Genomic DNA, 24,799 nt, shown 5'->3' with positions numbered 1-24,799 from the left:
GGACGTCGCCTGCCGTGTTGTCGATCCTGTTCCAGGTGCTCTACCTGCTCGCCTACCTCTTCCTGCTCGTGCTTTTGGCCCGTTTTGTCCTCAGCGCCGTGCTGGCCTACGGTCGTCGCTGGCAACCCGGTCGGGGCGCTTCCGCAGGACTGGAATTGGTGTGGAGCGTCACTGATCCGCCCCTACGCGCGTTGAGGCGGGTGATCCCACCACTGCGAATTGGTACCGTGAGCATCGACCTGGCCTCGCTTGTGCTCCTGGTTATCCTGTTCGTGCTGATGGAGCTCGTGTTTAGGCGGCTGTTCCTGGCTTTTGCCTGACCAGCGCGCTTTCGCGGCCGCAACTGACCCGAGGAGTTTCGATGCCGCTGACCCCGGCCGACGTCCACAACGTCGCCTTCAAAAAGCCGCCGATCGGTAAGCGGGGGTATGACGAGGAGGAGGTCGACGCCTTCCTGGACGAGGTCGAGCGCGAGCTCGCCCGTCTGATCGAGGAGAACAACGAGCTGCGCGCCCAGGTGGAGCGCGGCGGTCGGGGCGGCGCACCCGCCGGCCCCGGCGGCGACGCCCGGCTCGCGGCGGAGCTCAACGACGTCAAGGCCCAGCTCGACCGGGTGCAGCGGGACAAGGCGGCCGCCGAGCAGGCGGCCCGGGCGATGCAGGCCGAGCTGGAGCAGGTCCGCGCCCAGGGCGGCCCGGCCGCCTCCGCCGCCGACGGCGAGCAGCAGGCGCTGCGGGTGCTGATGATGGCCCAGCGCACCGCCGACGACCACCTCTCGGACGCCCGCCGCGAGGCCGACCAGCTGCTCTCCGAGGCGCGTACCAAGGCCGAGGAGGTCACCCGGGAGGCTCGCGCCAAGGCCGACGCCCTCGAGCGGGACGCCCGCCAGCGGCACCAGGAGGCCATGGGCGGCCTGGACGCCAAGCGCACCGCGCTGCAGAAGCACATCGAGGAGCTCAAGCAGTTCGAGCGCGAGTACCGCACCCGCCTCAAGGCGTACCTGGAGAGCCAGCTGCGTGACCTCGACGGTCGCGGCCAGGGCCTCGACGCCGAGATCAACCGCGCCGAGGGCAGCCGTGCCGCCGGGGGCAGCAACGGTCTCGCCACCGCCGGCCTGGCCGGCTCCTACGGTGGCGGTCGCGCCGGCTCGCTCGAGTCCGGCCGCTGATCCCGCCGTCGGCGGCCGTCGGTTGACGGCCGCGCCGACTGCGTAGACCGACACGACGCGGCGGGGGTGAGTCGTGATATTCGCCAGTGTCCTGCTCATCCTCGTCGCGGTCGTGCTCCTGGTGGTCGGGTTGGCCAACGGGTCCAGCCCGCTGTTGACCACCTCCATCGCGGCCAGCCTGCTGGCCGCCGTCGCCCTCGTCGCGGGCGCCCGCCAGGCGGCCGCCAACCGGGCCACGGCGGACCGGACGAACGGCCCCCGCATCCGGACCGAACCGGCCGGCACCCCGTACGGGGCCCGGCCCGGCGAGCCGGAGATCCCGGTTCAGCACATCCCGTCGACGGTCGTTGCCGGTGGGGACGGGTGGCGGCAACCGCCCGGCCCCCCGGTGGCCGACCCGAGCGAGCCGCCGACCGCCGACGGGCACGCCCGGCCCGGCCAGCGGGAGCCGTCCGACGGCGTCGGTGACGATCCGACGCCCACCTCGCCGGCCGGCGGAGACCCGCTGGACGACGAGCCGCCCGCGCAGCACGTGTCGCCGGCCGACCTCGACCGGCTGGCCCGGCTCGACGACCCGGTCCGGGTGGTCGACGGCCGCCCCCGGTTCCATCTGCGCGGATGTCTCCACCTGTTGGACCGGGACGACGAGGCGTTGCCGGTCGCCGAGGCGGTGGAGCTCGGCTTCACCCCGTGCGCCGGCTGCGCTCCCGCCACCGTCCTGCTCGCCGACGCCGAGCCTGGTTGATCATGGGTACCGTGGACGACTCGCTCACCATCGCGGTCCGGGTGAAGCCCGGCGTATCCCGGGCCCGGGTCGGCGGACGACACGACGGCCCGCACGGGCCGGCCCTGGTCATCGCCGTGACCGCTCCCGCCGTGGACGGTCGCGCCACCGAGGCGGCCCGGCGGGCCCTCGCCGACGCCCTCGGTGTCCGGCCGGCGGTGGTCTCCCTGCGGGCCGGTGCGGCCAGCAGGGACAAGCTCTTCCTGGTCGAGCGCCCGGCCGCCGGGTTGCCCGAGGTGCTGCGCCGACTGCGGGACGGGTCGGCCGAGTGAGGACTGCCCGGGCCGGCCGCGGATGACCCCCGGGCTCGATCTCGCGCTGCTGCTCGGCGCGGCGGTGCTGCTGGTCGCGGTGGGGGCGGTGCGCTTCTCCACCCGGCTCGGCGTGCCGAGCCTGCTGGTCTACCTCGCGCTCGGGGTCGGGATCGGCGAGGCCGGGCTGGGCATCCGGTTCCACGACGTGGAGCTGACCCGGATGCTCGGGTTCTGCGCCCTCATCGTGATCATCGCCGAGGGCGGTCTGAGCGCGCGGTGGAGCACCCTGCGCCCGGTGCTCGGGATGGCCACCGCGCTCTCCACGATCGGCGTGCTGGTCAGCATCCTGGTCGTCGGGGCCGTGGTGCACCTCCTGCTCGGGTTGGACTGGCGGCTGGCGCTGCTCTACGGCGCGGTGCTCTCCTCCACCGACGCGGCGGCCGTCTTCGCCACCCTGCGCCGGCTGCGCCTGCCACCCCGCCTGGTGGCCACCCTGGAGGCCGAGTCGGGCATGAACGACGCCCCGGTGGTGATCCTGGTGCTGCTGCTGTCCCGGGACGCCGTGGCGGCCCACCCCTGGTGGTACGAGGTTCTCCTGGTCGGGTACGAGTTGGGCGTCGGCACCGCCGTCGGGGTGGCCACCGGGCTAGCCGGCCGGTACGCGCTGCGCCGGGCCGCGCTCCCCTCCGCCGGGCTCTACCCGATCGCGGTGGTCGGCTTCACGGTGCTGGCGTACGCGGTCGGCGCGGTGCTGCACGCCTCGGGCTTCCTCGCCGTCTACGTCGCGGGCGTGCTGCTCGGCAACGCCCGGCTGCCGCACCGGCAGGCCATTCTCGGGTTCGCCGACGGGCTGGCCTGGCTGGCCCAGATCGGCCTGTTCGTCCTGCTGGGTCTGCTGGTCTCCCCGGGCCGGCTGGACGAGGCGGTGCTGCCGGCGGTGGTCACCGGGCTGGCCCTGGTGCTCCTCGCCCGCCCGCTGTCGGTGGTGGTCTCCGCGCTGCCGTTCCGGTTCCGCCGGCGCGAGCAGCTCTTCCTGTCCTGGGCCGGGCTGCGCGGCGCGGTGCCCATCGTGCTGGCCACCATCCCGCTGTCGGCCCGGGTGCCCGGGGCGGACCGGCTCTTCGACGCGGTCTTCGTGCTGGTGGTGATCTTCACGTTGCTCCAGGCGGGGACGCTGGCTCCGGTGGCCCGCCGGCTCCGGGTGACCGCGCCGGCCGAGGCCACCGAGATCCGGGTCGAGACGGCCCCGCTGGAACGGATGCGGGCCGACCTGCTCCAGGTGGAGGTGCCGCCGGGTTCCCGGCTGGGCGGGGTGCACGTGGACGAGCTGCGGCTGCCGGTGGGCGCCTCGGTGACCCTCGTGCTGCGCGATGGGGCAGGCTTCGTGCCCGGTCCGGGCACCCGGCTCAAGGTCGGGGACAGCCTGCTCATCGTCGCCACCGCCGAGGTGCGGGACGAGGTGGAGCGGCGGCTGCGCGCGGTGAGCCGCCGGGGCCGGTTGGCCCGTTGGTTTGGCGAGTACGGCGAGGATCGGGGCGCTTGATCTGCTAGCGTTCCCTTTGCCCCAATTTAGTGGCTATTTGGGGCTGAATCGCGGCGCTACGGTGCGGTACGTTGTCGGACGCCTGTACGTTCCGTATTCTTGCCACCCTCCGGAGTGCACGGTCCAAGTGGCCGTGCGCCCGTTTTGTACATGGGGGACACCGGTGCCGGTTTCCCTGCCCGGGCACCGCCGACCGCCGCGCTACGCGGCCGAGGGAGCTGACGATGGCGAAGCCAGTCGACACCAGGACCGCCGGTCGCAAGCCGGTGGCGAAGGCCACCCGCAGCACGGCGGAGACCGAGAAGATCCGGGCCGCCCTGGCGGCACGGCGGGACGAGCTGACTGCCGAGTACGATCAGACGCTGAGCGAGATCACCGAGCTGCAGCGCGATCGGCTGACCGACTCGGCCGGGGATGACCAGGCCGACACCGGCACCAAGACGTTCGAGCGGGAGCAGGAGATCTCCCTCGCCAACAGCATCAAAGAACGGATCACGCAGGTCGAGCGCGCTCTCGAGCGCCTCGACGAGGGTGGGTACGGCTGGTGCGAGCGGTGCGGGAACCCGATCCCGGTGGAACGGCTCGCGGCGTTCCCGTCGGCCACCCTCTGCGTGAGCTGCAAGCAGTTGGAGGAGCGGCGCTGACGCACGCTCCCCGGCGGCTTGACCGCCAGACGGTGAGGGTCACCGTCGCGAGCGTCGATGGGGAGCAGATGACCGCAGCACCGCCCGCCGGGTCCGGCACCGCCGAGTCGGGGCACGGCACGCCCCGTCGTCGGGCGGTCGGGATCCTCCTCGGCGTCGCCCTGTTCTCGCTCGTCGCCGACGTGGTCACCAAGCAGCTCGCGCTCTCGGAGCTCACCGGCCGGGGCCCGGTACGGCTGCTCGGCGGCGCGGTCTACCTCACCCTGACCCGCAACAGCGGGGCGGCCTGGAGCATCGGGTCCGGCCACACCTGGGTCTTCCCGCTGATCACCTGCGGGGTGATCGCCTGGATCGGCTGGATGGCGCTGCGGCTGCGCTCGCTGCCGTGGGCCGTCTCGCTCGGGCTGGTGCTCGGCGGGGCGCTGGGCAACCTCACCGACCGGATCTTCCGGGCGCCCGGGCACTTCGTCGGCCACGTGGTCGACATGGTCAGCCTCTTCGACCCGTACGGGCAGGTGTGGCCGGTGTTCAACCTGGCCGACAGCTCGCTGGTGTGCGGGGTGGTCCTGGCCGTGCTGCTGGAGCTGACCGGCCGGCAACGCGACGGCGGCCGGGCCGGCGCCGAGGCGGCGGAGTCCGTCGAGCCCACGTCCGCCGAGGCGGCCCACGGCGGCGAGCAGCGGGGGCGGGCATGACCTCCGCCTTCGCCACGGGTGGCGACCACCGGTCCCTGCCGGTCCCGGACGGCCTCGACGGGATGCGGCTCGACCAGGCCGTCGCCCGGCTCTTCGGGCTCTCCCGGACGGCCGCGGCGGCCCTGGTCGACGCCGGGGACGCGCTGGTCGACGGTGTGGTCCGGGCCAACTCGCACAAGGTCAAGGCCGGCTCCTGGCTGGAGGTCACGCTGCCCGCGCCGGCCGCCCCGCCGACCGTGGTGCCGCAGGCCGTGCCAGGGCTGACCGTGGTGCACGCCGACGACGACATCGTGGTGGTGGACAAGCCGGTCGGGGTGGCCGCCCACCCGAGCCCCGGCTGGACCGGCCCGACCGTGATCGGCGGGCTGGCCGCCATCGGCCACCGGATCTCCACCAGCGGCGCCGCCGAGCGGCAGGGCGTGGTGCACCGGCTCGACGTCGGCACCACCGGGATCATGGTGGTGGCCAAGAGCGAGCCGGCGTACACCGCGCTGAAGCGGGCCTTCAAGTACCGCGAGGTGGAGAAGCGCTACCACGCCGTGGTGCAGGGCCACCCGGATCCGTTGCGCGGCACCATCGACGCGCCGATCGACCGGCACCCGCACCACGACTACCGCTGGGCGGTGGTCTCCGGCGGCAAGCCGAGCATCACCCACTACGACACGCTGGAGGCGTTCCCGGCGGCGAGCCTGCTCGACGTGAAGCTGGAGACCGGGCGTACCCACCAGATCCGGGTGCACTTCTCGACGCTGCGGCACCCCTGCGTGGGCGATCTCACCTACGGCGCCGACCCGACGCTCTCGGCCCGGCTCGGGCTGGCCCGGCAGTGGCTGCACGCCCGCTCGTTGAGCTTCCTGCACCCGCGCACCGGCGCGGAGGTCACCTTCGTCAGCGACTACCCGGACGACCTGGCCCGGGCGCTGGAGATCCTTCGCGACTGACCCGCCCCCGCCCGCCCGCCAGACGAAGGAAACGCCGTGTCCGCCGACGTACCGCCGCGCCCACCCCGGCGCCGGCCGTCGCGGTCCGGCCTGCTCACCTGGATCGCGCTGGCCTGCGCGGTGGCGGTGCTGGCCGCCGGGCTCTGGGAGCGCCGCCGCGAGCCGGTCGGGGACCGCACGGTCGGCGAGGTCACCCGGGTCGGCGTGGCCGACGGCGACTCGATCCCGGACTACCAGCGCCGGGCCGCCGCCGAGCTGGCCGCCCTGGCCGCGCCGGCCAGCCCGGGGCCGGGCGACTGGGCCCTGGTCTCGTTCGCGGCGTACCTGACGCCGGCCGGGTTGGCCGAGGCGCTGGGCGGCACCCCGGTCGCCGCGGTGGTCGCCCGGCTGCCGCTGCCCGACCGGCAGACCGAGATCGTCCGGATCGCCGCGATGCGCCTGCCCGACGACGTGGTCGCCGGGATGGCCGAGGTGGCCACCCGTAAGGACCGGGAGGCCGCCGACTACCGGGCCCGCGCCGCCGCCCCGTCGGCCGCCGCCGACGCCGAGCTGCGCCGGGTGTACGACACCGGCGCGTCGGTCTCGGCCCAGGAGGCGGCCGCGTACCGGTCGGGCTGCGCCTGCGTGTACGCCGCCGTGGTCCGGGACACCCCGGACGCGCTGCGGGCCCTGGCCGCCCGCCCCGGCGTACGGGTGGTCGACGCCGCGCCGGAGGTGCGGCGGCTGGACCGTACCGTGTTCACCCCGCCGCTGCCCGAGCAGCGGGACGTCGTCCGGCCGCCGGCCGACACCGGACTGGCCGACCCGACCGCCCCGGGGCTGGGCGATTCGTCGGAAGCCGCACCGACGGTGAGCGGAGCATCACCCTCCTCCGGCGGGTCGCCGACCGGCACGGGGCCGCCGAACCCCGCTGCCACCTCCTGAGACACTGCCGTCGGCGGGCCACCGCCCCGAGTGGTGGCGAACGGGGACACCGGGGGAATGTGCGAAGCCGGGTGTGGTCCGAATAGGGTTTCGTTCGTAGCCTGTCAGGCAATGATCGATGGTGCTGGGGAGGGGCGAAGCCGTGGACGGCAGCGAGACCGGCTGGGGTCGGCCGGCTGAGCCGGCACCGCGATGGCGGGCGCTGCTCGACCGGGCCCGGCACGGCGGTCGCGGCGTGGAACACCACGCCGAGGCGGACCACCACGCCGAGGAGTACCCTCCACCGCCTTCCGAGCCGCTGCCCCGGCGTGGCGCCGGCACCGGGTGGACCGGCCGGGCCCAGCCCGTGCGGCCACCCGCGGAGCCGGCGTACGGCACCGAGCCGCCCTATCGGGCCGAGGCGGCCTACCGGGTGGAGCCCGCCTACCGGGCCGACCCGGGGTACGGCGCCGAGCCGCCGTACCAGGGGGCGCCGGCGTACCGCCCCGAGCCGGAACAGCGCGCCGAGCCGTCCTGGCGGGCCGAGCCGACGTACCGGGCCGGCCCCGAGCCGGCGCCGCGCGGCCGGGGCACCGCCTCCGTGGACGCCCGGTACGCGCTGCCCGACAACGGCCACCGGGCCGACCCGTCCCCGCCGGAGTCCCGGTACGCGCTGCTGGACCGGGGCCGCTACCGCCCGGAGGACCACCGGCCCGCGGAGCCGGCCCCGCTCGCCCCGGCCTACCCCGCCCCGCCCGCCCCTGACGGCTACCCGGCCCCGCCCGCCGCCGACGGCTACCCGGCCCCGCCCGCCGCCGACGGCTACCCGGCCCCGCCCGCCGCCGACGGCTACCCGGCCCCGCCCGCCGCGCGGGCCCGGGTCGAGTGGCGGGCCCCGGAGCCCGACAACGGGCTGGAGCGGGCCGTCGGAGTGCTCCGCCGCGAGCTGGGCGGCCCGCGGGTGGTCGCCTTCGCCAACCCGAAGGGCGGGGTGCACAAGACCACCGCGACCGTGCTCGCCGCCGCGACGGTGGGGAGCGTACGCGGGCGCGGGGTGCTCGCCTGGGACGACAACGAGCTGCGCGGCACCCTCGGGCTGCGGGCCGGCAGCGCCCGGCACGCCCGCACCATTCGGCACCTGATCCACGACCTCGCCCAGATCGAGATCCTGGAGGGCAACACCCTGCTGGAGCACCTCGACGACTACCTACGGCACGCCTCCGACGGCTCGTACGACGTGCTGGCCGGCGAGGAGAGCCCCCGGTTCGCCCAGCGGCTGGACCAGTTCACCGTCAAGCGGGTGTTGGAGCTGCTGCGGCGTACCCACGAGGTGGTCTGCGTGGACACCGGCAACAACGTGGAGAGCCCGAACTGGCGTACCGTCATGCAGGCCGCCGACCAGCTCGTGGTGACCACCGTGCCGCGCGAGGACGCGGCGTTCAGCGCGGACTGGATGCTCGACCTGCTGCACGAGGTGGGCATGGGTGAGCTGGCCGACAACGCGGTGACCCTGATCTCCTGCCCGACGCCGGGGCGCAGCGGGCTGCAGGACGACCTGGAGCGGCACTTCGCCACCCGTACCCGGGCGGTCGCCGTGGTGCCCTACGACCCGGCGCTGGAGACCGGCTCCTCGATCGACTACCACCAGCTCCAGGCGGAGACCCGGCAGGCGTGGCTCAAGGCCGCCGCGGTGATGCTGGAGCCGTTCACCCGTTGACCGCCACCCCGCACCGGCCCGCGGCCTGAGAGGATCACCGGGTGAGTCCGGACACCCCTGATCCCGAGCGGGCCGCCGACCTTCCCGGCCCGTCCGGCGCCCCCGACCGCCCGTCCGGCGGCCCGGCGGGCGGCCACCGTCCCGCGCCGTCCCCCGACCATCCGGCCGTCGACGGGCCGCCGGCCCTGGGCGACCCCTCCGATTGGCCGGGGCCCGGGCCGGTGCCTGCCGGTGCCCCGGTCGCCGGGCTCGGCGCGGACCCGCTCGCGCGTCCCGGCGCCGTTTCGGCGGCGCCCGGTGAGCCGTCCACCGCCGGCCGGGGCCGGTCGGTCTGGATCACGCTCGGCGCCGCGCTCGTGCTGACCGGGCTGGGCGCGCCGCTGGGGCTGCTCTGGGCGGCCGTGGCGCCGGCCACCCCGGTGCGGAAGACCGCCGAGGGCGCCATCTACGCCACGTCGCAGCCGGAGCAGCCGATCGCCGCGGACGGCTGGTTCAGCCTCCTCGGGCTCGGCTTCGGGGTGCTGGCCGCGATCGCGCTGTGGTTCCTGCTGCGCCGCCGGCGCGGCCCGGTGGGCCTGCTCGCCGGGATCCTGGGCGGCCTCGGCGCGGCCGTGGTGGCCTGGCAGCTCGGCCGCCGGATCGGGTTGGACACCTATCACCGGCTGCTGGCCACCGCGCCGGACGGGGCGGCCTTCACCAAGCCGGCCGACCTGCGGGCCGGCGGCGTGGACTGGTACCTGCACGTGCTGCCCGTGCCGTACGGCAATCTGCTGCTGCCCGCGTTCGGGGTGGCCGTGGCGTACACCCTGCTGGCCGGCTGGTCACGGTGGCCGTCGCTGCGGCCGGAGCCGGAGCCGTCGATCGAGGCCGGCTGGCCCGGCCCGGGGCTCGGCGGCTGGCCGCCGGCCGGCCCGGGGATCAGTTCGGCGCCGGAGGACCCGCCAGCTCGTTGAGCGGGACCGGGACCGCCCGGACGTGGCGCAGCAGCGCCGTCTCCCGGTTGAGCAGCCGCAGCTCGGCCCGCAGCCGGGCGGCGGTGTCGTCGATGGCGAGCAGGCGCTGCCGGTCGGCGACGGTCAGCGCGGCGGTGGCGGCGACCAGGTGCGACAGCACGGTGGGATCCTCCGGGAGCTGCTCGGAGATCTCCTGCGGGTCCGGCCGGACCAGGCTCAGGTACTGCCGGAAGACCGAGATCACCCGCGCGGCGAGCAGGTCGGCGACCTCGTCGGTGGCGGCCGGCTCGGGCAGCCACTCCACCTCGGCGGTCAGGTACGGCGCGGTGCCCTCGTCGACCTCGGCGATGCGGAACCGCCGGCGGCCCACCGTGACGATGTCGAAGCCGCCGTCGGCCAGCTCGGTGACCTGCCGCAGCTCCGCGGTGCAGCCCACCTCGTGCAGGGTCACGTCGCCGCCGGCCCGGCCGGCGCCGAGGGCCACCTCCCAGCCGGCCTGGATCGCCACCACTCCGAACTCCCGGGGGGCGCCCTCCGGCAGCCCGACCAGGTGGCGCACCAGCGCCCGGTAGCGTTCCTCGAAGATGTGCAGTGGGAGGACCAGCCCGGGAAAGAGGACCGTCCCGAGCGGAAACACCGGCAGCCGTGCGGTCACGCGTCCGAGCGTAGCCCGACCGCGCCGGGTCGACGTGTCCCGGCTCACCGTCCCGCCGTGCGGGCAGCCCCGGCCGGCCCCCGGCCGGCCCGCCTAGACTCGCAGGGGTGTTGACTCGGATCGACCTGCGCGGCGGCACCCCCGACCCGCGCCGCCTGCTGCCCCGTGCCCAGCTCGACGTGTCGGTGGCCGTCGAGCGGATCCGCCCCCTCGTGGAGGCGGTCCGGGAGCATGGATATTCGGCGATCCGGGAGGCGAGTGTTCGGTTCGACGGCGTCTCCCCGGAGTGCCTGCGGGTGCCGGTGGAGGCGATCCGCGCCGCCGAGGGGACGCTCGACCCGCAGGTCCGGGCCGCGCTGCTGGAGTCGATCAGCCGGGCCCGCAAGGTGCACGCCGACCAGCGCCGCGCCGACCACACCACCCAGGTGGTGCCGGGCGGCACGGTGACCGAGCGCTGGGTGCCGGTCGACCGGGTCGGCCTGTACGTTCCCGGCGGCCTGGCCATGTACCCGTCGACCGTGGTGATGAACGTGGTCCCCGCCCAGGCGGCCGGGGTCCGTTCGCTGGTGGTGGTCAGCCCGCCCCAACAGGACAACGGCGGCCTGCCCGACCCGCGGGTCCTCGCGGCCTGCGCGCTGCTCGGCGTCGACGAGGTCTACGCGGTCGGCGGTGCCCAGGCGGTGGCCATGCTGGCGTACGGGGCGGCCGTCGACCCGGCCGGGGCCGAGCGCTGCGCTCCGGTCGACCTGGTCACCGGCCCGGGCAACATCTGGGTCACCGCCGCCAAGCGGTTGCTGCGCGGGGTGGTCGGCATCGACGCCGAGGCCGGCCCCACCGAGATCGCCATCCTCGCCGACGACACCGCCGACCCGGCGCACGTCGCCGCCGACCTGATCAGCCAGGCTGAGCACGACCCGCTCGCCGCCAGCGTGCTGGTCACCCCGTCCCTGACGCTCGCCGACGCGGTCGACGCGGAGCTGGCCCGACAGGTGCCGGCGGCCAAGCACGCCGAGCGGATCTCCACCGCGCTGCGCGGCGAGCAGAGCGGCGTCGTCCTCGTCGACGACCTGGAGGCGGGCCTGCGGGTGGTCGACGCGTACGCGGCCGAGCACCTGGAGATCCAGACCGAGCACGCCCGCGACTGGGCGATGCGGGTACGCAACGCCGGGGCGATCTTCGTCGGCGCCTGGTCGCCGGTGTCGCTCGGCGACTACTGCGCCGGTTCCAACCACGTGCTGCCCACCGGCGGCTGCGCCCGGCACTCCTCGGGGCTCTCCGTGCAGTCCTTCCTGCGCGGCATTCACCTGGTGGAATACACCCGGGACGCGCTGCGCGAGGTGGCCCCGCACGTGGTCACCCTGGCCGGCGTGGAGGACCTGCCGGCGCACGGCCAGGCGGTCAGCGTCCGGTTCCCGGGGGAGACCTCGTGAGCGAGCGCGGCGAGGGAACCGCGAGCCTCCGCCCCGACCGGCCTCCGGCCGGCGGCATGACCACGCTGGCGGACCTGCCGATCCGGGACGACCTGCGCGGGCTCACGCCGTACGGGGCGCCGCAGCTCGACGTGCCGGTCCGGCTGAACACCAACGAGAACTCCTACCCGGTGCCGGAGCCGGTGGTGGACGCGATCGCCAAGGCCCTCGCGGCCGAGCTGCGCGACCTCAACCGCTACCCGGACCGGGACGCCGTGGCGCTCCGCGCCGACCTGGCGGCCTACCTGGGCCACGGGCTCACCGTCGACCAGGTCTGGGCGGCCAACGGCTCCAACGAGATCCAGCAGCAGCTGCTCCAGGCGTTCGGCGGTCCCGGGCGCACGGCGCTCGGCTTCACCCCGGCGTACTCGATGCACCCGCTGCTGGCGCTCGGCACCGGCACCGGCTGGCTCCCGGCCGAGCGTGGCGTGGACTTCGGGCTGACCGCGGCCGACGCGGTCGCCCAGGTCCGCGCGCACCGGCCGGACGTGGTCTTCCTCTGCTCGCCGAACAACCCGACCGGCACCGCGCTCGACCCGGCCGTGGTCGCCGCCGTGCTCGACGAGGCGCCCGGCATGGTGATCGTGGACGAGGCGTACGCCGAGTTCGCCCGGCCGGGCACGGTCAGCGCGCTCGCCGTGCTGCCCGACCACCCCCGGCTGGTGGTCACCCGGACGATGAGCAAGGCGTTCGGCTTCGCCGGCGGCCGGCTCGGCTACCTGGCCGCCGACCCGGCCGTGGTGCGGGCGGTGCAGCTCGTCCGGCTGCCGTACCACCTCTCCGCGCTCACCCAGGCCGCCGCCCGCGCGGCGCTGGCGCACCGCGACGCGCTGCTCGGCACGGTCGCGGCGATCATGCGGCAGCGCGACCGGATCGTGGCGGAGCTGCGCGCCCGGGGCCACCGGGTCGCCGACAGCGACGCCAACTTCGTGCTCTTCTCCGTCGGCGGCGACCAGGCCGCCGCCTGGCGTACCCTGCTCGACGCCGGTGTGCTGGTCCGCGACGTCGGCCTGCCCGGCTGGCTGCGGGTCACCGCCGGCACCCCCGCCGAGACCGACGCCTTCCTTTCCGCCATGGAGATGATTCAGTGGGAGCGCGAGGAGTGAGCTCGCGAGCCCCGCAGCCGCGACCGAAAGGCAACCGATGAGTCGCACCGCCCGGATCGAGCGGGTCACCAAGGAGACCAAGGTCCTCGTCGAGCTCGACCTCGACGGCACCGGTCGAGCCGAGATCAGCACCGGCATCGGCTTCTACGACCACATGCTCAACCAGATCGCCCGGCACGGCGGCTTCGACCTCACCGTGCACACCGTCGGCGACCTGGAGATCGACGCGCACCACACCATGGAGGACACCGCGCTGGCCCTGGGCGCCGCGTTCGACCGGGCGCTCGGCGACAAGGCCGGCATCCGGCGGTACGGCTCGGCCACCGTCCCGATGGACGAGGTCCTGGTCCGGGCCGCCGTCGACCTCTCCGGGCGGCCGTACGTGGTGCACGACGAGCCCGCGCTCGCGCCGTACATCGGGCCGGTCTATCCGACCAGCATGACCCGGCACATCTGGGAGTCGTTCGGTCAGGCCGCCCGGGTCACCCTGCACGTCGACGTGCTGCGGGCCGCCCGTCCCGGTGGCCACCCGGACGCCCATCACGTGGTCGAGGCCCAGTTCAAGGCGGTCTCCCGGGCGTTGCGCGAGGCCACCGCGGTCGATCCGCGCGCGCAGGGCGCGATTCCCAGCACGAAGGGTGCGTTGTGATGGGCAGGGCGCTGCCGACTTTGCTGCTGATCCTGGCCGGGGTGCTGGTCGGCGGGACGTTGTCGCTCCACAAACAGGGCGCGTCGCGCTTCAGCGTGGTGGTCACCGGCCTGCTCGCCGCGCTGGCCACCGCCGGTGGTCTGCTCTGGCTGCTGCCCGGGGAAGCGTGATGGCCAACCGGGTGGTGGTGCTCGACTACGGTTCGGGCAACCTACGTTCGGCCGAGCGTGCGCTGGAGCGGGCCGGCGCGGATGTCACCGTGACCGACGACCTGACCGTCGCCGCCGAGGCCGCGGGCCTGGTGGTGCCGGGCGTCGGCGCGTTCGCCGCGTGCATGGCCGGGATCGAGGCGCTGGGTGCCGGCCCGGTCATCGCCGAGCGGGTGGGAGCCGGCCGGCCGGTGCTCGGCATCTGCGTGGGGATGCAGGTGCTCTTCGAGTACGGCGAGGAGCACGGTGTGGTCACCAAGGGGCTCGGGCTGCTGCCCGGCGGGGTGACCCGGCTGCCCGCCGAGCGGCTGCCGCACATGGGCTGGAACACCGTCCACCCGCCGGAGGGCTCGGTGCTCCTCGCCGGGCTGCCGGCCGACGCCCGGTTCTACTTCGTCCACTCCTACGGGGTGACCGATCTCGCCGGGCTGGCCGCCGCCGGGGCGGCGGTGACCACCGCGGCGCACGGGAGCGACTTCGTCGCCGCCGTGGAGCGGGGTCCGTTGTCGGCGACCCAGTTCCACCCGGAGAAGTCGGCCGACACCGGCGCGCTCCTGCTGCGCAACTGGCTGGCGACGCTGTGAGCGCGACGGGCGCACCGCGGTCGGGAAGCACGGTGGCTCGGTGAGCAAGGAGCGGGCCCGCCGCCGGGAGGCCCGCGAGGCACAACTGGCGGCCGAACGTGCCGCCCGTCGGCGCCGGGTGGCCCGCCGGGAGTGGCGGCGGGCCCTGGTACGCCGGCTGACCCCGACCCTGCGGCGCGGTCGTACCGGCCGGCTGGCCCGGCACACCCGGGGCGAGCGCGCCGCGATCGTGCTGCTCACCGGGCTGGCACTGGTCGGCATCTGGAGTTTCGTCGACGACCTGGCGCTGCGGCTGGCCCTGGTCGTGTTGTTGCTGCTGGTCCTGCCGGCGATCGTGGTGATCGCCCTGGACCGTCGGACCTGAAGCGAGGAGAAGAGCTTGAGCCTCACCCTGTTGCCCGCCGTGGACGTCGCCGACGGTCAGGCCGTCCGGCTCGTGCAGGGCGCCGCCGGCAGCGAGACCGCGTACGGCGACCCGCTGGAGGCGGCCCTCGCCTGGCAGGCCGACGGTGCGGAGTGGATCCACCTGGTAGACCTGGACGCCGCCTTCGGCCGGGGTTCCAACGCCGCGCTGCTCGCCGAGGTGGTGGGGAAGCTGGACGTCAAGGTGGAGCTCTCCGGCGGGATCCGGGACGACGCGTCGCTGCGGGCGGCGCTCGCGACCGGGGCGGCCCGGGTCAACATCGGCACCGCCGCGCTGGAGGACCCGCAGTGGTGTGACCGGATCTGCGGCGAGTACGGCGACCGGGTGGCGATCGGGCTGGACGTGCGTGGCCGTACCCTCGCCGCGCGGGGCTGGACCCGCGAGGGCGGTGACCTGTACGAGGTGCTGGAGCGGCTGGACAAGGCCGGCGCCGCCCGCTATGTGGTCACCGACATCACCAAGGACGGCACCATGCGCGGGCCGAACCTGGACCTGCTGCGTGAGGTCTGCGCCCGCACCGACGCCCCGGTGATCGCCTCCGGTGGCGTCTCCACGCTGGACGACCTGCGTGCCCTGGCCACCCTTGAGCCGGCGGGCGTGGAGGGTGTGATCGCCGGCAAGGCGCTCTACGCCGGGGCGTTCACCGTGGCCGAGGCCCTCGCCACCCTGCGGGCAGCCGGGTGACGGCCGTCACCCGGCTCGGTTCGGGCGGCCCCTGGGAGGCCGCGTACGGCTACTCGCGGGTGGTCCGGGCCGGGAACCTGGCGGTCACCGCCGGCTGCACCGCCACCGTCGACGGGCGGGTGGTGCACGTCGGGGACGCGGCGGCGCAGACCGCCGAGGCGTTGCGCATCGGCCTGGCCGCGCTGGCCGAGGTGGGGGCGGGGCCGGCCGATGTGATCCGGACCCGGATGTACGTGACCAACCGGAGTCACGCCGACGAGGTGGGCCGGGCGCACCAGGCCGTGTTCGGTGCGGTCCGCCCGGCGGCGACGATGGTCGTCGTGGCCGGGCTGATCGACCCGGACCACCTGGTGGAGGTCGAGCTGGAGGCGTACCTCCCGCACCCTGATCCCGCTGCCGCCGGCGGGCCGGTGTGACGCGGGACTCGTTCCGGGGCGGTCGGCGCACCGGCTCCGGCCGCCGTGCAGGACGGGTTGGATAGGCTCGCGGCATGACGGTGGCGGTACGGGTGATCCCGTGTCTGGACGTGGACGCCGGGCGGGTGGTCAAGGGGGTCAACTTCCTCGACCTGCGCGACGCCGGTGACCCGGTGGAGCTGGCCGCGGCGTACGACCGGGCCGGGGCGGACGAGCTGACCTTCCTCGACGTGACCGCCTCGTCCAGCGACCGGGGGACCATGCTCGACGTGGTCCGGCGCACCGCCGAGTCGGTCTTCATCCCGCTCACCGTCGGCGGCGGCGTACGGGCGGTCGCCGACGTCGACACCCTGCTGCGGGCGGGGGCGGACAAGGTCGGGGTGAACACCGCCGCGATCGCCCGCCCGGAGTTGATTGCCGAGATCGCCGACCGGTTCGGCCGGCAGGTGCTGGTGCTCTCCCTCGACGTACGGCGTGCGCCGGCCGGCACCACGCCGAGCGGCTTCGAGGTGACCACCCACGGCGGTCGCCGGGGCACCGGCATCGACGCGGTGGAGTGGGCCCGGCGGGGCGCCGAGCTGGGCGCGGGGGAGATCCTGCTCAACTCGATGGACGCCGACGGCACCAAGGCCGGCTTCGACCTGCCGCTGATCGGGGCCGTCCGGAAGGTCGTCGAGGTGCCGGTGATCGCCAGTGGCGGTGCCGGCGCGGTGGCGCACTTTCCGCCGGCGATCGGAGCGGGCGCCGACGCGGTGCTCGCGGCGAGCGTCTTCCACTTCGGCGAGCTGACCGTCGGCGAGGTCAAGGACGCCCTGCGCGGCGCGGGCCACCCGGTGCGCTGACCGGGCAGCGAGGTCGGGTGCCGGGGTCAGGCCCGGCCGGACTGGCCCTCGGGGAGCGGCGCGGCATCGGGATCGAGCGGACCGCATACTCCTGGACCGCGGCGGCGTGGTCGTCCGCGTCGAGGCGCCAGTCGGACTCGCCCGGCGCGTGCCGGCGGCTCAGCACGCCCTGCACGGTGTCCACCGTGGTCCCCACCCCGGCGCTCGGCCGGGTGCGCCACAGCCGCTCACCGTCCGGCGTGATCCGGAACCAGCCGTCGGAGACGCTGACCAGGCCCGCGCCGGCCAGCCGGCGGACCGCGCCCTCCACCTCGTGCCGCTCGGGGATGGACCGGTTGAGGTGGTCGGCGGTGGAGAGGACGTCAGCGAGGCGGACGCCCTCCGGCCGGCGGGTGGCGGCCGACCGGCGGTGCCGGCCGGCGCCGCTCGCGATAACCAGTGCGACGAAGATCCAGGCGTCGGTCCTACGCCATCCGTTCTCCCCCATGCGGGAATTCTGCCCGGCGTTGACGGCGGAGGAAACACCCGGTTTCGTCGGGCCCCGTCACCGCAGCTCAGCGGGGTGCCGGCCGTCCCATTTCAGGGCTGCCGGCCCGGCTCGGCACGACGGCGGCGTGCCGGAGCGGGGGTCACGCCGCCTCGCCGGCCGGCCCCGGCGCCGGGCCGACCGCCGGCTCCACGGTGGACGGGAGCGGCTGCGCCGACAGCGCGAAGAGCGGGATGAACATCTGGGCGAGCGGCCCGATGGCGAGCGCGTACGCGACGGTGCCGATGCCGACCTTGCCGCCGAGCAGCCAGCCGAGCGCCAGCACCGTGACCTCGATGACGGTCCGGACCAGCCGGATCGACCGGCCGGGGCGGCGGGCCACGTAGCCGGTCATCAGCCCGTCGCGCGGGCCGGGGCCGAGCGCCGCGCCCAGGTAGAGCCCGGTGGCCGCGCCGTTGGCGATGATCCCGAGGGCCAGCATCCCGATCCGCAGCGGCAGCCCGCTGATGGGTGGCAGCAGGGCCAGGGTGGCGTCCACCACCAGACCGATCACCACGACGTTGCTGACCGTGCCGAGGCCGGGGCGTTGTCGCAGCGGGATCCAGAGCAGCAGCACGATGGCGCCGACCAGGATGGTGACCGTGCCGAACGAGAGCCCGGTCTGCCGGGCGAGGCCCTGGTGGAACACGTCCCACGGGTCGAGGCCGAGGCTGGACCGGATCATCAGCGCCATGCTGACGCCGTAGAGGGTGAGCCCGACATAGAGCTGGGTCAGCCGCCGAGCCGGCCGGTGCCGGAGATTGCCAATCGCTGCCATGCGTGCCACCCTAGGGTCCAATCCTGCCGAGAATAGAGCCAATTACGGAGGAGTGGCTATGACGAGTCAGGTCCGTGGCAGCCAATTGGCTCGACTGCTCGGTCAGTGGCACGCGCTGCCCGGCCGTCGTCGCAGCCCCGACTACGCCGCGCTCGCCGCCGCCGTCCGCGGCCTGCTCGCCGACGGCCGGCTCGCCCTCGGGGTACGCCTGCCGGCCGAACGGGAGCTGGCGGAGGCGCTGCGGATCAGCCGGACCACGGTCACCGCCGCGTACCGGGAGTTGCGGGACAGCGGCCACCTGGCCAGCCGCCGGGGCGCCGGGAGCTGGACCATGCTGCCCGGCACGCACCGGGTCGCCAGCACCGGGCTCTGGACCCCGCTCGACGACCGGGACATGATCGACCTCGGGGTGGCCGCGCTCGCCGCGCCGCCGCAGCTCATGGCCGCCGCCCGGGCCGCCGCCGAGGACCTGCCGCGCTACCTCGGCGGAGCCGGATACCACCCGACCGGCATCATCGAGCTGCGCGAGGCGGTGGCCCACGCGTACACCGGGCGGGGGCTGCCGACCAGCCCCGAGCAGATCATGGTCACCAGCGGCACCCAGCACGCGCTGGACCTCGTGCTGCGGCTGACCCTGTCGCCCGGCGGCGCGGTGCTGGTGGAGTCCCCGACATACCCCAACGCCCTCGCCGCGCTCTCCGCCCGCCGCGCCCGGATCACCACCCACGGCCTGGCCGGCGAGGGCGCCGGCTGGGACACCGACCTGCTGCTGGGCAGCATCCGGCAGACCCGGCCGAAGCTGGCGTACCTGATTCCCGAGTTCCAGAATCCGACCGGTCACCTGATGGGGACCGAGCTGCGCGAGCGGCTCGTCGGCGTCGCGCACGGCGCCGGGACCGACCTGGTCATCGACGAGTCCTTCGTGGACCTGCCGCTGGACGGGACCCCGTTGCCGCCGCCGGTCGCCGTGTTCGACCGGCACTCCCGGGTGATCAGCATCGGCGGGATGAGCAAGCCCTACTGGGGTGGGCTGCGGATCGGCTGGGTCCGGGCGTCCGCTCCGCAGGTGCAGCGGCTGGCCGCCGCGCGGGTCGGCGTCGACATGGCCAGCCCGGTGCTCGACCAGCTCGTCGCGGTGCACCTGCTGGCCGAGGCGGCGAGCATCGTGACCGCCCGGCGTACCCAGCTCGTCGCCCAGCGGGACGCGTTGGTCGGCGCGTTGGCCGAGCGGTTGCCCGACTGGCGGGTCGCCGTGCCGCGCGGCGGGGTCACGCTCTGGGCCGAGCTGGACGGTCCGATCTCCAGCGCCCTGGCCCGGGCGGCCGAGGAGGTCGGCGTACGCCTGGCGCCCGGACCCCGGTTCGGCCTGGACGGCACCCTCGAACGGTTCCTGCGGCTGCCCTTCACGTTGCCCGCCGCCGATCTGGTGGAGGCGGTCGGCCGGCTCGCCGCGGTCCGCTACGACCTGGACCGGGCCCGCCCGCAGTGGCGGGAGCCGTCCGTCATCGCCTGACCCGGCCGGCCCGGTGCCAACCTGCTTGGATCACGCCCACCGCGCGTCACCGGCTGCGAGACTGCGCAGGTGGCGAACGGCGGCGACACCCGGTGGGCGAGCGTGGTCCGGCTCGGCGCGCCGGGGTCGCGGACGACCCGGCTGGAGCTCTTCTACGACCTGGTCTTCGTCTTCGCGTTCCTCACCGTCACCGGACTGACCGCGAGTGAGCCGAGCTGGGTCAACCTGTTCCGGGCCCTGCTCGTGCTGGCGCTGCTCTGGTGGGCCTGGACCGCGTTCGCCGGCCTCGGCAACGTGGTCCGTGCCGACCAGGGCGTACTGCCGGTGGTCGGCTTCGTCAACGTGGCCGCCACCTTCCTGTTGGTGCTGACCATCCAGGGCGCGTTCACCAGCCGGCCCGGGAGAGTGAACGTCCCGCTCGTCTTCGCCCTCTGCTACTTCCTGGTCCGTGCGTCGCAGATCGCGGTCTTCGGTTGGGTGGCCCGGACCGACCGGGCCCAGTTCCGGCGCTGGCTCAAGCTCGCCGCCCTGCCGCTGATCGCCACGGCGCTGCTGGTTGTCGCCGGGCAGGTGCCGATCCGGGTCACCTCCGACGGCCTGGCGACCGGGTTGCAACTTGGCCTCTGGACGGCCGCGGTGCTGGTGGAGTACGTGGCGGGCGTCATGCTGGGCGGCGCGTACTGGGTGGTGGTCTCCGCCGGGCACTGGGCGGAACGCCACGCCCTGATGATCCTGCTCGCGCTCGGCGAGGCGATGATCGCGCTCGGGTTCGGACCGAAGGCGATCGGCGCGCTGTCGCTGACCGGGCCGGTGATGACCACCGCGGTGCTCGGCGTCGCGATCGCCTCGGTGCTCTGGTGGGCCTACTTCGACACGCTCGCCTGGGGGATGGAGCAGCGGCTGCACGCCGCCCGCGAGCCGCACGAGCGGGCCCGGATCGCCCGTAACGCCTACACCTACCTGCACCTGCCGATGGTCGCCGGCATCATCTTCTACGCCCTCGGGCTCAAGAACCTGCTCGCCGAGGCGGGGGCGCCGGAGACGCCGACGTGGGGGGAGCCGCTCGGCTTCTTCTGGGTGACCGTGCTCTACGGCGGGGTCAGCCTCTACCTGCTCAGCATCGTGGCCTGCGGACTGCTGGTGCTGCGCCGCCCGCGCTGGCCGCTGCTGCTGGCGACCGTGGCGATCCTCCTGGCCGAGCCGCTGGCGGCGGGGCTGCCGGAGCTGCTGGCGGTGATCCTGCTGGCGCTGCTGTGCGTCGCCGGCACCGTCGCCGAGACGCTGCGCGAGGACGGCCGGCGGCAGCAGATCCGGCAGCTCGCGCTGGAGGAGCAGGTCGCCGCCGAGGCCGAGCAGAGCCGCTGGCGCCGGCAGCACCTGTGACCGGTCCCAGGCGCGGCGGGGCACCTGTGACCGGTCCGAGGCGCGGCGGCACCTGTGACCGGCTCCGGGCGCGGCGGCGGCCGTGCCCCGGGACGGAGGGGCACGGCCACCGGCCGGCGCGGGACGACGGCTCCAGGTCGCGGCGCGGTGCTGGACGCGGCGAGCTGGAGTTGTCGAAGCTACAGTTCGGCGAGGCTGCCCGCGTACATCTTGTCGATCTCGGCGGCGAAGTTGCTCTCCACGCTCCGGCGCCTGATCTTGAGCGACGGGGTGACCTCGCCGTCCTCGATGGTGAGGTCGCGGGGAAGGATCGTCACCTTCTTGATCGTCTCCCAGCGGTTGAGCTTGGCGTTCAGCTCCGCCACGTAGCCGTCGACCATCGCCTGTGCCTCCGGCGAGGTGACGAGGTCGGTGTAGTCGCGACCCTCCAGCGGGCCGCCGGCCGCCCAGCCCTGGATCGCGTCCGGGTCGAGGGTGACCAGCATGGTGCAGTAGTTGCGGGCCTGCCCGATGACCACCGCCTGCGAGGTGTACGGGCAGATCGCTTTGAACATGCCTTCGATGTGCGACGGCGCGACGTACTTCCCGCCGGAGGTCTTGACCAGGTCCTTCTTCCGGTCGGTGATCCGCAGGTAGCCGTCGTCGTCGAGGCTGCCGATGTCCCCGGTGCGGAAGAAGCCGTCCTCGGTGAACGCGGCGGCGGTCTCCTCGGGCAGGTTGTGGTATCCGCGCATCACCGGCCGACCGCGGACCAGGATCTCGCCGTCGGTGTCGATCCGGCACTCCAGGTCGCCCATCGCCCGGCCCACGGTGCCGATGCGCGGCCTGCCCGGCGGGTTGACGAAGTTGCCGGCGCTGGTCTCGGTCAGGCCGTACCCCTCGGAGATGGGCAGGTTGGCGGCGGCGAAGAAGGTGGCGATCTCCTGGCTGAGCGGCGCCGCGCCGGAGACCAGCACCCGGATCCGGCCGCCGAGCCGGGCCTGGAGCTTGCTGAAGACGAGCCGCTCGGCCACCGCGTACCGCAGCCGCAGCCCGATCGGCAGCGGCTTGCCGGCCTGCTCCAGGGCGACCTTCTCCTTGCCCACCCCGACGCCCCAGGCGAAGATCTTCGCCTTCGCGCCGCCGGCGTCCTGCGCCGTGGTGACCACCTTGTTGTAGACCTTCTCGAAGACCCGGGGGGCGCCGCACATCAGCGTCGGCCGGATCACGCCGAGCAGCTCGACCAGCCGGTCCACCCGACCATCGACGTACGTGGGCAGGCCGACGTGGGTGACGCCGCAGAGCAGCGTCTTGCCGAACGAGTGCGACAGCGGCAGCCAGAGATACTGGAGGTCGTCGTCGCGCAGCAGGTCCAGCTCGGCCTGCGCCACGCCCTCCCAGCACCAGCCGCCGTGCAGCAGCTCGACGCCCTTCGGTCGGCCGGTGGTGCCCGAGGTGTAGATCAGGGTGGCCAGGTGGTCCGGGCCGATGCCGGCGACCAGCATGTCGATCAGATCCGGCTCGTTCTCCAACGCCCGCGCCCCGCGCGCCTCCAGCTCGGCCAGGGTGAGCTGCGGGACCGTGGCGGCCGGGTCCGGTTCGCCGTCGAAGAGCACCACGTGGGTCAACGCCGGCAGCTCCGCACCGGTGATCTTCGCCGCCTGGGCCGGGTTCTCGGCGAAGAGCACCCGCGACCCGGAGTCGGCGATGATGTAGGTCGCGTCCTCCGGCTCGGTGGTCGGGTAGACGGTCGTGGTGGCCCCACCGGCGCACATGATGCCGAAGTCGGTGACCACCCAGTCGAGCCGGGTGTTCGCCAGGATCGCCACCGGGTCCTCCAGGCCGACACCGAGCCCGTGCAGGCCGGCCGCGACCGCCCTGGCCCGCCGTCCGACCTGCTCCCAGCTCAACCAGACCGGCCCGGAGTCGTCGGGGGCCGGGTGGCCGAACGCGGGCTGGTCGGGGGTCGCCGCCACGCGCTTGAGGAACATGTCGGGGATGGAACGGTATGGAATATCGAGCGCCATCGCGGTAGCCGCCTTCGGGGGTGGACGGACGTGACGGGGGTCACGACATTTTGCGGTTACCGAAGAGTATTGCCTGTACCCGGCCAGCGGCTAGTCCTGGCGCATCGGGACGTCGTGCGTCGCGGTCAGGCGTACCGGGTCGCGGCCAGCGACCAGTCGTAGGTGGCCCGGATCCAGTTCCGCCGGGTGGTGAGGACGGCCCGGACCGCCTCGTCGGCCCCGGCGGCCAGCGCCGCTTCCCGCGCCGCGTACTCGGCCAGTGCCTCGTTGAACCGGGTGGCCGCCTCGCGCAGCGCGGCCGCCTCGCCCTGCCCGGTCTCGCCGACGATCGTCGCGACCAGGTTGTGCGCGTCCGGCGTGCCGGTGCGCTCCTTGCCGTAGGAGAACACGTCGTTGCACCAGCAGACCAGGTCGGCGGCGAGGGCGTCCAGCGCGGCCAGCGTCGGGTCCGCCCACCGGCCCGCCCCCGGCAGCCCGTCATGGGCCAGGTCGGTGAGGGTGAAGCTGGGCCGGGCGCCGCCGGTGTGCCGGCGCATCTGCACGTACTCGGCCACCCCGGGGATTCGGCGGTGCTCCCGGTTCGCCGCCTCCCAGAGCAGCGCCAGCAGGTACTCCCGCAGCTCGGAGACCAGGCGGAGCAGCAGGGCCGGCCGGCGCCGGGCGCGTACCCGCCGGCAGAGGTCGTCCAGCGCGACCCCGAGCGGTCCGACCCCGGTCGGGGCCGGCACCGATCGGTCGCCGTGCCGTTCGAGCACCGCCAGCAACTCCGCCACGGTGGGCGCGAGCCGGGTCGGGCTGGCGCCCAGGCCGTCCTCGTCGCAGGCGTCGTCCATCACGAACAGCCAGGAGATCAGGTCGGTGAGCAGGCGCAGCGCCTCCGCCGGCGCCTCCGGGCAGGCCCGGCCGGCCAGCTCCGCCGGGTTGGCCTCAGCGAGCCGGCGCAGCCCCGCCGGGCGGTCGATCAGGCCCAGCTCGCGTACCCACCCGGCGCTCTCGGCGGCGACCAGCTCGACGGCGTCGTGCCGGCGTGTCGGGAAGGGAGGCTCGCACAGTGCCGCGACCGCGAAGCTCCGCATCCCCGGCCCCCTGTCCCGTCGCCTTGCCAGTGCGGCGATGGGAATGCAGCGTACGGCAGCAGAGATCGGCGACGGTCGGTCAGGTGACGGACGACTCACCCTTCCCCGTGACCGGTTCCGCCCATCCGGTCAGAAGCCCAGGCGGGCCGTCCGCAGCCGCTTCGCCGGTGCCGCCGGCCCGTCCACCTGCACCCGTGCCACCCGCTGTCGGCCGGAAAGGAACAGCGCCAACTCGCCGGGGCTGCCCACCACCCGCAGCCGCTCGCCGCCGCGGCCGGCGGTGCGTTCGCCGTGGCCGGGCGCCTGGATCAGCAGATCCGCCGGGAAGCGTCGCAACGCCAGGCGGGCCAGCGTCGCGCCCCGCCTCCACAGCGCCGCCGCCAGGCCGGCCGGCAGGTCACGGGGCAGCCATCCCGGCCGCGCCCGGCGTACGTCCTCGTGGTGGATGAAGAACTCCAGGGTGTTGGCGAGCTCGTCGGTGAGCGGGTTGCTCACCGGGCTCCACACCGGCGGGTGGCGGACCCGGGCCACCAGGTCCGGGTACGGCCCGGCGGCCACCCGCCGGCGGACCGCCTCGCCGTGCCGGCGCAGCGGACGCAGCAGGACGCCGGCGGCGGCGTCCGGCCGGCGTTCCCGCACCACCAGGTGCGCCGCGAGGTCACGGGTGGTCCATCCCGCGTCGATCGTCGGCGCGTCCGGTCCCAGGTCCAGCAGCAGATCGGCAAGCGCCTCGCGCTCCGATCGGGCGTACCGCGGCATGGTTCGATCGTAGGCCCGCCGCCGCCCCGGCCGGTGGGACGTGACGGTGGACATATCCGGCCCGGGTCGGCGGAGGTGGTCCGGACCGGTAAGGATGTGGGAGAAACTTGCGGCTTAC

At 74.7% G+C, this 24,799-nt stretch carries 27 protein-coding genes and 1 pseudogene; 22 read left to right on the top strand and 6 right to left on the bottom strand.

Annotated elements, in window-relative coordinates; translation table 11 throughout:
* The first annotated feature begins 14 nt into the window (after positions 1 to 14).
* The 11 genes from GA0070604_RS22740 (at position 15) to GA0070604_RS22690 (ending at position 9,602) form a co-directional block, all read left to right on the top strand.
* Positions 15 to 320, top strand: coding sequence for a YggT family protein (locus GA0070604_RS22740; protein WP_091122170.1), 306 nt, complete (start codon positions 15 to 17; stop codon positions 318 to 320).
* Between the two features lie 41 nt (positions 321 to 361).
* Positions 362 to 1,168, top strand: a complete 807-nt coding sequence (locus GA0070604_RS22735; protein ID WP_091122166.1) for a DivIVA domain-containing protein — start codon at positions 362 to 364, stop codon at positions 1,166 to 1,168.
* A gap of 73 nt (positions 1,169 to 1,241) precedes the next feature.
* Entirely contained in the window at positions 1,242 to 1,913 is a 672-nt protein-coding gene (locus GA0070604_RS22730) for a hypothetical protein (RefSeq protein WP_091122162.1), read from the top strand.
* Between the two features lie 2 nt (positions 1,914 to 1,915).
* Positions 1,916 to 2,224 carry a DUF167 domain-containing protein gene (locus tag GA0070604_RS22725; RefSeq protein WP_091122158.1) on the top strand — a complete coding sequence of 103 codons (309 nt, stop codon included), beginning with the start codon at positions 1,916 to 1,918 and terminating at the stop codon, positions 2,222 to 2,224.
* Between the two features lie 22 nt (positions 2,225 to 2,246).
* The gene (locus GA0070604_RS22720; RefSeq protein ID WP_091122155.1) at positions 2,247 to 3,749 is read left to right on the top strand and encodes a potassium/proton antiporter; all 1,503 of its coding nucleotides are present in this window, start codon (positions 2,247 to 2,249) and stop codon (positions 3,747 to 3,749) included.
* A 224-nt stretch (positions 3,750 to 3,973) separates the two neighbouring features.
* Positions 3,974 to 4,393, top strand: coding sequence for a TraR/DksA family transcriptional regulator (locus tag GA0070604_RS22715; protein ID WP_091122152.1), 420 nt, complete (start codon positions 3,974 to 3,976; stop codon positions 4,391 to 4,393).
* A gap of 68 nt (positions 4,394 to 4,461) precedes the next feature.
* Positions 4,462 to 5,088, top strand: coding sequence for a signal peptidase II (lspA, locus tag GA0070604_RS22710; protein ID WP_091122149.1), 627 nt, complete (start codon positions 4,462 to 4,464; stop codon positions 5,086 to 5,088).
* Positions 5,085 to 6,029 carry an RluA family pseudouridine synthase gene (locus GA0070604_RS22705; RefSeq protein ID WP_091122145.1) on the top strand — a complete coding sequence of 315 codons (945 nt, stop codon included), beginning with the start codon at positions 5,085 to 5,087 and terminating at the stop codon, positions 6,027 to 6,029. The genes lspA and GA0070604_RS22705 overlap by 4 nt, the downstream gene beginning before the upstream one ends.
* 36 nt (positions 6,030 to 6,065) lie before the next feature.
* A complete protein-coding gene (locus GA0070604_RS22700; RefSeq protein ID WP_091122142.1) occupies positions 6,066 to 6,953 on the top strand; it encodes a hypothetical protein in 888 nt (295 codons plus the stop codon).
* Between the two features lie 118 nt (positions 6,954 to 7,071).
* Entirely contained in the window at positions 7,072 to 8,649 is a 1,578-nt protein-coding gene (locus GA0070604_RS22695; protein WP_167363560.1) for an AAA family ATPase, read from the top strand.
* Between the two features lie 41 nt (positions 8,650 to 8,690).
* Entirely contained in the window at positions 8,691 to 9,602 is a 912-nt protein-coding gene (locus GA0070604_RS22690; RefSeq protein ID WP_341845346.1) for a DUF2567 domain-containing protein, read from the top strand.
* On the opposite strand, the gene GA0070604_RS22685 is transcribed toward GA0070604_RS22690, so the two are convergent.
* Positions 9,568 to 10,257: an LON peptidase substrate-binding domain-containing protein gene (locus GA0070604_RS22685; RefSeq protein WP_091122135.1), complete on the bottom strand. Its 690-nt coding sequence runs from the start codon at positions 10,255 to 10,257 to the stop codon at positions 9,568 to 9,570. The genes GA0070604_RS22690 and GA0070604_RS22685 overlap by 35 nt on opposite strands.
* A gap of 107 nt (positions 10,258 to 10,364) precedes the next feature.
* Here GA0070604_RS22685 and hisD point away from each other — a divergent pair, with 107 nt between their 5' ends.
* The 9 genes from hisD to hisF all read left to right on the top strand — a co-directional run bounded on the left by hisD (position 10,365) and on the right by hisF (position 16,640).
* Positions 10,365 to 11,687 (top strand): histidinol dehydrogenase, encoded by a 1,323-nt coding sequence (gene hisD / locus GA0070604_RS22680; RefSeq protein WP_091122130.1) that lies wholly within the window; start codon positions 10,365 to 10,367, stop codon positions 11,685 to 11,687.
* 56 nt (positions 11,688 to 11,743) lie between these two features.
* Positions 11,744 to 12,832 carry a histidinol-phosphate transaminase gene (locus GA0070604_RS22675; protein ID WP_091127340.1) on the top strand — a complete coding sequence of 363 codons (1,089 nt, stop codon included), beginning with the start codon at positions 11,744 to 11,746 and terminating at the stop codon, positions 12,830 to 12,832.
* A gap of 37 nt (positions 12,833 to 12,869) precedes the next feature.
* On the top strand, positions 12,870 to 13,481 hold the full coding sequence (gene hisB, locus GA0070604_RS22670; RefSeq protein WP_091122125.1) for an imidazoleglycerol-phosphate dehydratase HisB: 612 nt from the start codon (positions 12,870 to 12,872) through the stop codon (positions 13,479 to 13,481).
* On the top strand, positions 13,481 to 13,651 hold the full coding sequence (locus tag GA0070604_RS32720; protein ID WP_167363559.1) for a hypothetical protein: 171 nt from the start codon (positions 13,481 to 13,483) through the stop codon (positions 13,649 to 13,651). The genes hisB and GA0070604_RS32720 overlap by 1 nt, the downstream gene beginning before the upstream one ends.
* Positions 13,651 to 14,274 carry an imidazole glycerol phosphate synthase subunit HisH gene (gene hisH / locus GA0070604_RS22665; protein ID WP_091122122.1) on the top strand — a complete coding sequence of 208 codons (624 nt, stop codon included), beginning with the start codon at positions 13,651 to 13,653 and terminating at the stop codon, positions 14,272 to 14,274. The genes GA0070604_RS32720 and hisH overlap by 1 nt, the downstream gene beginning before the upstream one ends.
* Positions 14,275 to 14,314: 40 nt before the next feature.
* Positions 14,315 to 14,638, top strand: a complete 324-nt coding sequence (locus tag GA0070604_RS22660; protein ID WP_091122118.1) for a hypothetical protein — start codon at positions 14,315 to 14,317, stop codon at positions 14,636 to 14,638.
* Positions 14,639 to 14,653: 15 nt separating this feature from the next.
* On the top strand, positions 14,654 to 15,382 hold the full coding sequence (gene priA, locus GA0070604_RS22655) for a bifunctional 1-(5-phosphoribosyl)-5-((5-phosphoribosylamino)methylideneamino)imidazole-4-carboxamide isomerase/phosphoribosylanthranilate isomerase PriA (RefSeq protein ID WP_091122114.1): 729 nt from the start codon (positions 14,654 to 14,656) through the stop codon (positions 15,380 to 15,382).
* Entirely contained in the window at positions 15,379 to 15,798 is a 420-nt protein-coding gene (locus GA0070604_RS22650) for a RidA family protein (RefSeq protein WP_091122110.1), read from the top strand. Before priA ends, GA0070604_RS22650 begins: the two co-directional genes overlap by 4 nt.
* A gap of 74 nt (positions 15,799 to 15,872) precedes the next feature.
* On the top strand, positions 15,873 to 16,640 hold the full coding sequence (hisF, locus tag GA0070604_RS22645; protein WP_091122107.1) for an imidazole glycerol phosphate synthase subunit HisF: 768 nt from the start codon (positions 15,873 to 15,875) through the stop codon (positions 16,638 to 16,640).
* A 26-nt stretch (positions 16,641 to 16,666) separates the two neighbouring features.
* Here hisF and GA0070604_RS22640 read toward each other — a convergent pair.
* Together GA0070604_RS22640 and yczE are read right to left on the bottom strand one after the other, a co-directional pair.
* Positions 16,667 to 17,127 (bottom strand): annotated as a pseudogene (locus tag GA0070604_RS22640) (hypothetical protein).
* Between the two features lie 142 nt (positions 17,128 to 17,269).
* Positions 17,270 to 17,944 (bottom strand): membrane protein YczE, encoded by a 675-nt coding sequence (yczE, locus tag GA0070604_RS22635; protein ID WP_091122104.1) that lies wholly within the window; start codon positions 17,942 to 17,944, stop codon positions 17,270 to 17,272.
* A gap of 58 nt (positions 17,945 to 18,002) precedes the next feature.
* Between yczE and yczR the strand changes: the two genes are divergently transcribed.
* Together yczR and GA0070604_RS22625 are read left to right on the top strand one after the other, a co-directional pair.
* The gene (gene yczR, locus GA0070604_RS22630; protein WP_091122101.1) at positions 18,003 to 19,457 is read left to right on the top strand and encodes a MocR-like transcription factor YczR; all 1,455 of its coding nucleotides are present in this window, start codon (positions 18,003 to 18,005) and stop codon (positions 19,455 to 19,457) included.
* A 69-nt stretch (positions 19,458 to 19,526) separates the two neighbouring features.
* The gene (locus GA0070604_RS22625; RefSeq protein WP_091122098.1) at positions 19,527 to 20,840 is read left to right on the top strand and encodes a low temperature requirement protein A; all 1,314 of its coding nucleotides are present in this window, start codon (positions 19,527 to 19,529) and stop codon (positions 20,838 to 20,840) included.
* A gap of 179 nt (positions 20,841 to 21,019) precedes the next feature.
* Here GA0070604_RS22625 and GA0070604_RS22620 read toward each other — a convergent pair whose 3' ends face one another.
* The 3 genes from GA0070604_RS22620 to GA0070604_RS22610 all read right to left on the bottom strand — a co-directional run bounded on the left by GA0070604_RS22620 (position 21,020) and on the right by GA0070604_RS22610 (position 24,681).
* Entirely contained in the window at positions 21,020 to 22,846 is a 1,827-nt protein-coding gene (locus GA0070604_RS22620; protein ID WP_091122093.1) for an AMP-dependent synthetase/ligase, read from the bottom strand.
* A 125-nt stretch (positions 22,847 to 22,971) separates the two neighbouring features.
* Positions 22,972 to 23,922 carry a terpene synthase family protein gene (locus tag GA0070604_RS22615; protein ID WP_091122090.1) on the bottom strand — a complete coding sequence of 317 codons (951 nt, stop codon included), beginning with the start codon at positions 23,920 to 23,922 and terminating at the stop codon, positions 22,972 to 22,974.
* A 129-nt stretch (positions 23,923 to 24,051) separates the two neighbouring features.
* Positions 24,052 to 24,681, bottom strand: coding sequence for a TIGR03085 family metal-binding protein (locus tag GA0070604_RS22610; protein ID WP_091127339.1), 630 nt, complete (start codon positions 24,679 to 24,681; stop codon positions 24,052 to 24,054).
* Between the last annotated feature and the right edge of the window lie 118 nt (positions 24,682 to 24,799).

This window comes from Micromonospora eburnea (assembly GCF_900090225.1).
Taxonomy (GTDB): domain Bacteria; phylum Actinomycetota; class Actinomycetes; order Mycobacteriales; family Micromonosporaceae; genus Micromonospora; species Micromonospora eburnea.
Note: the sequence above shows the minus strand (reverse complement) of the source record. Positions and strands in the feature narration are given on the sequence as shown.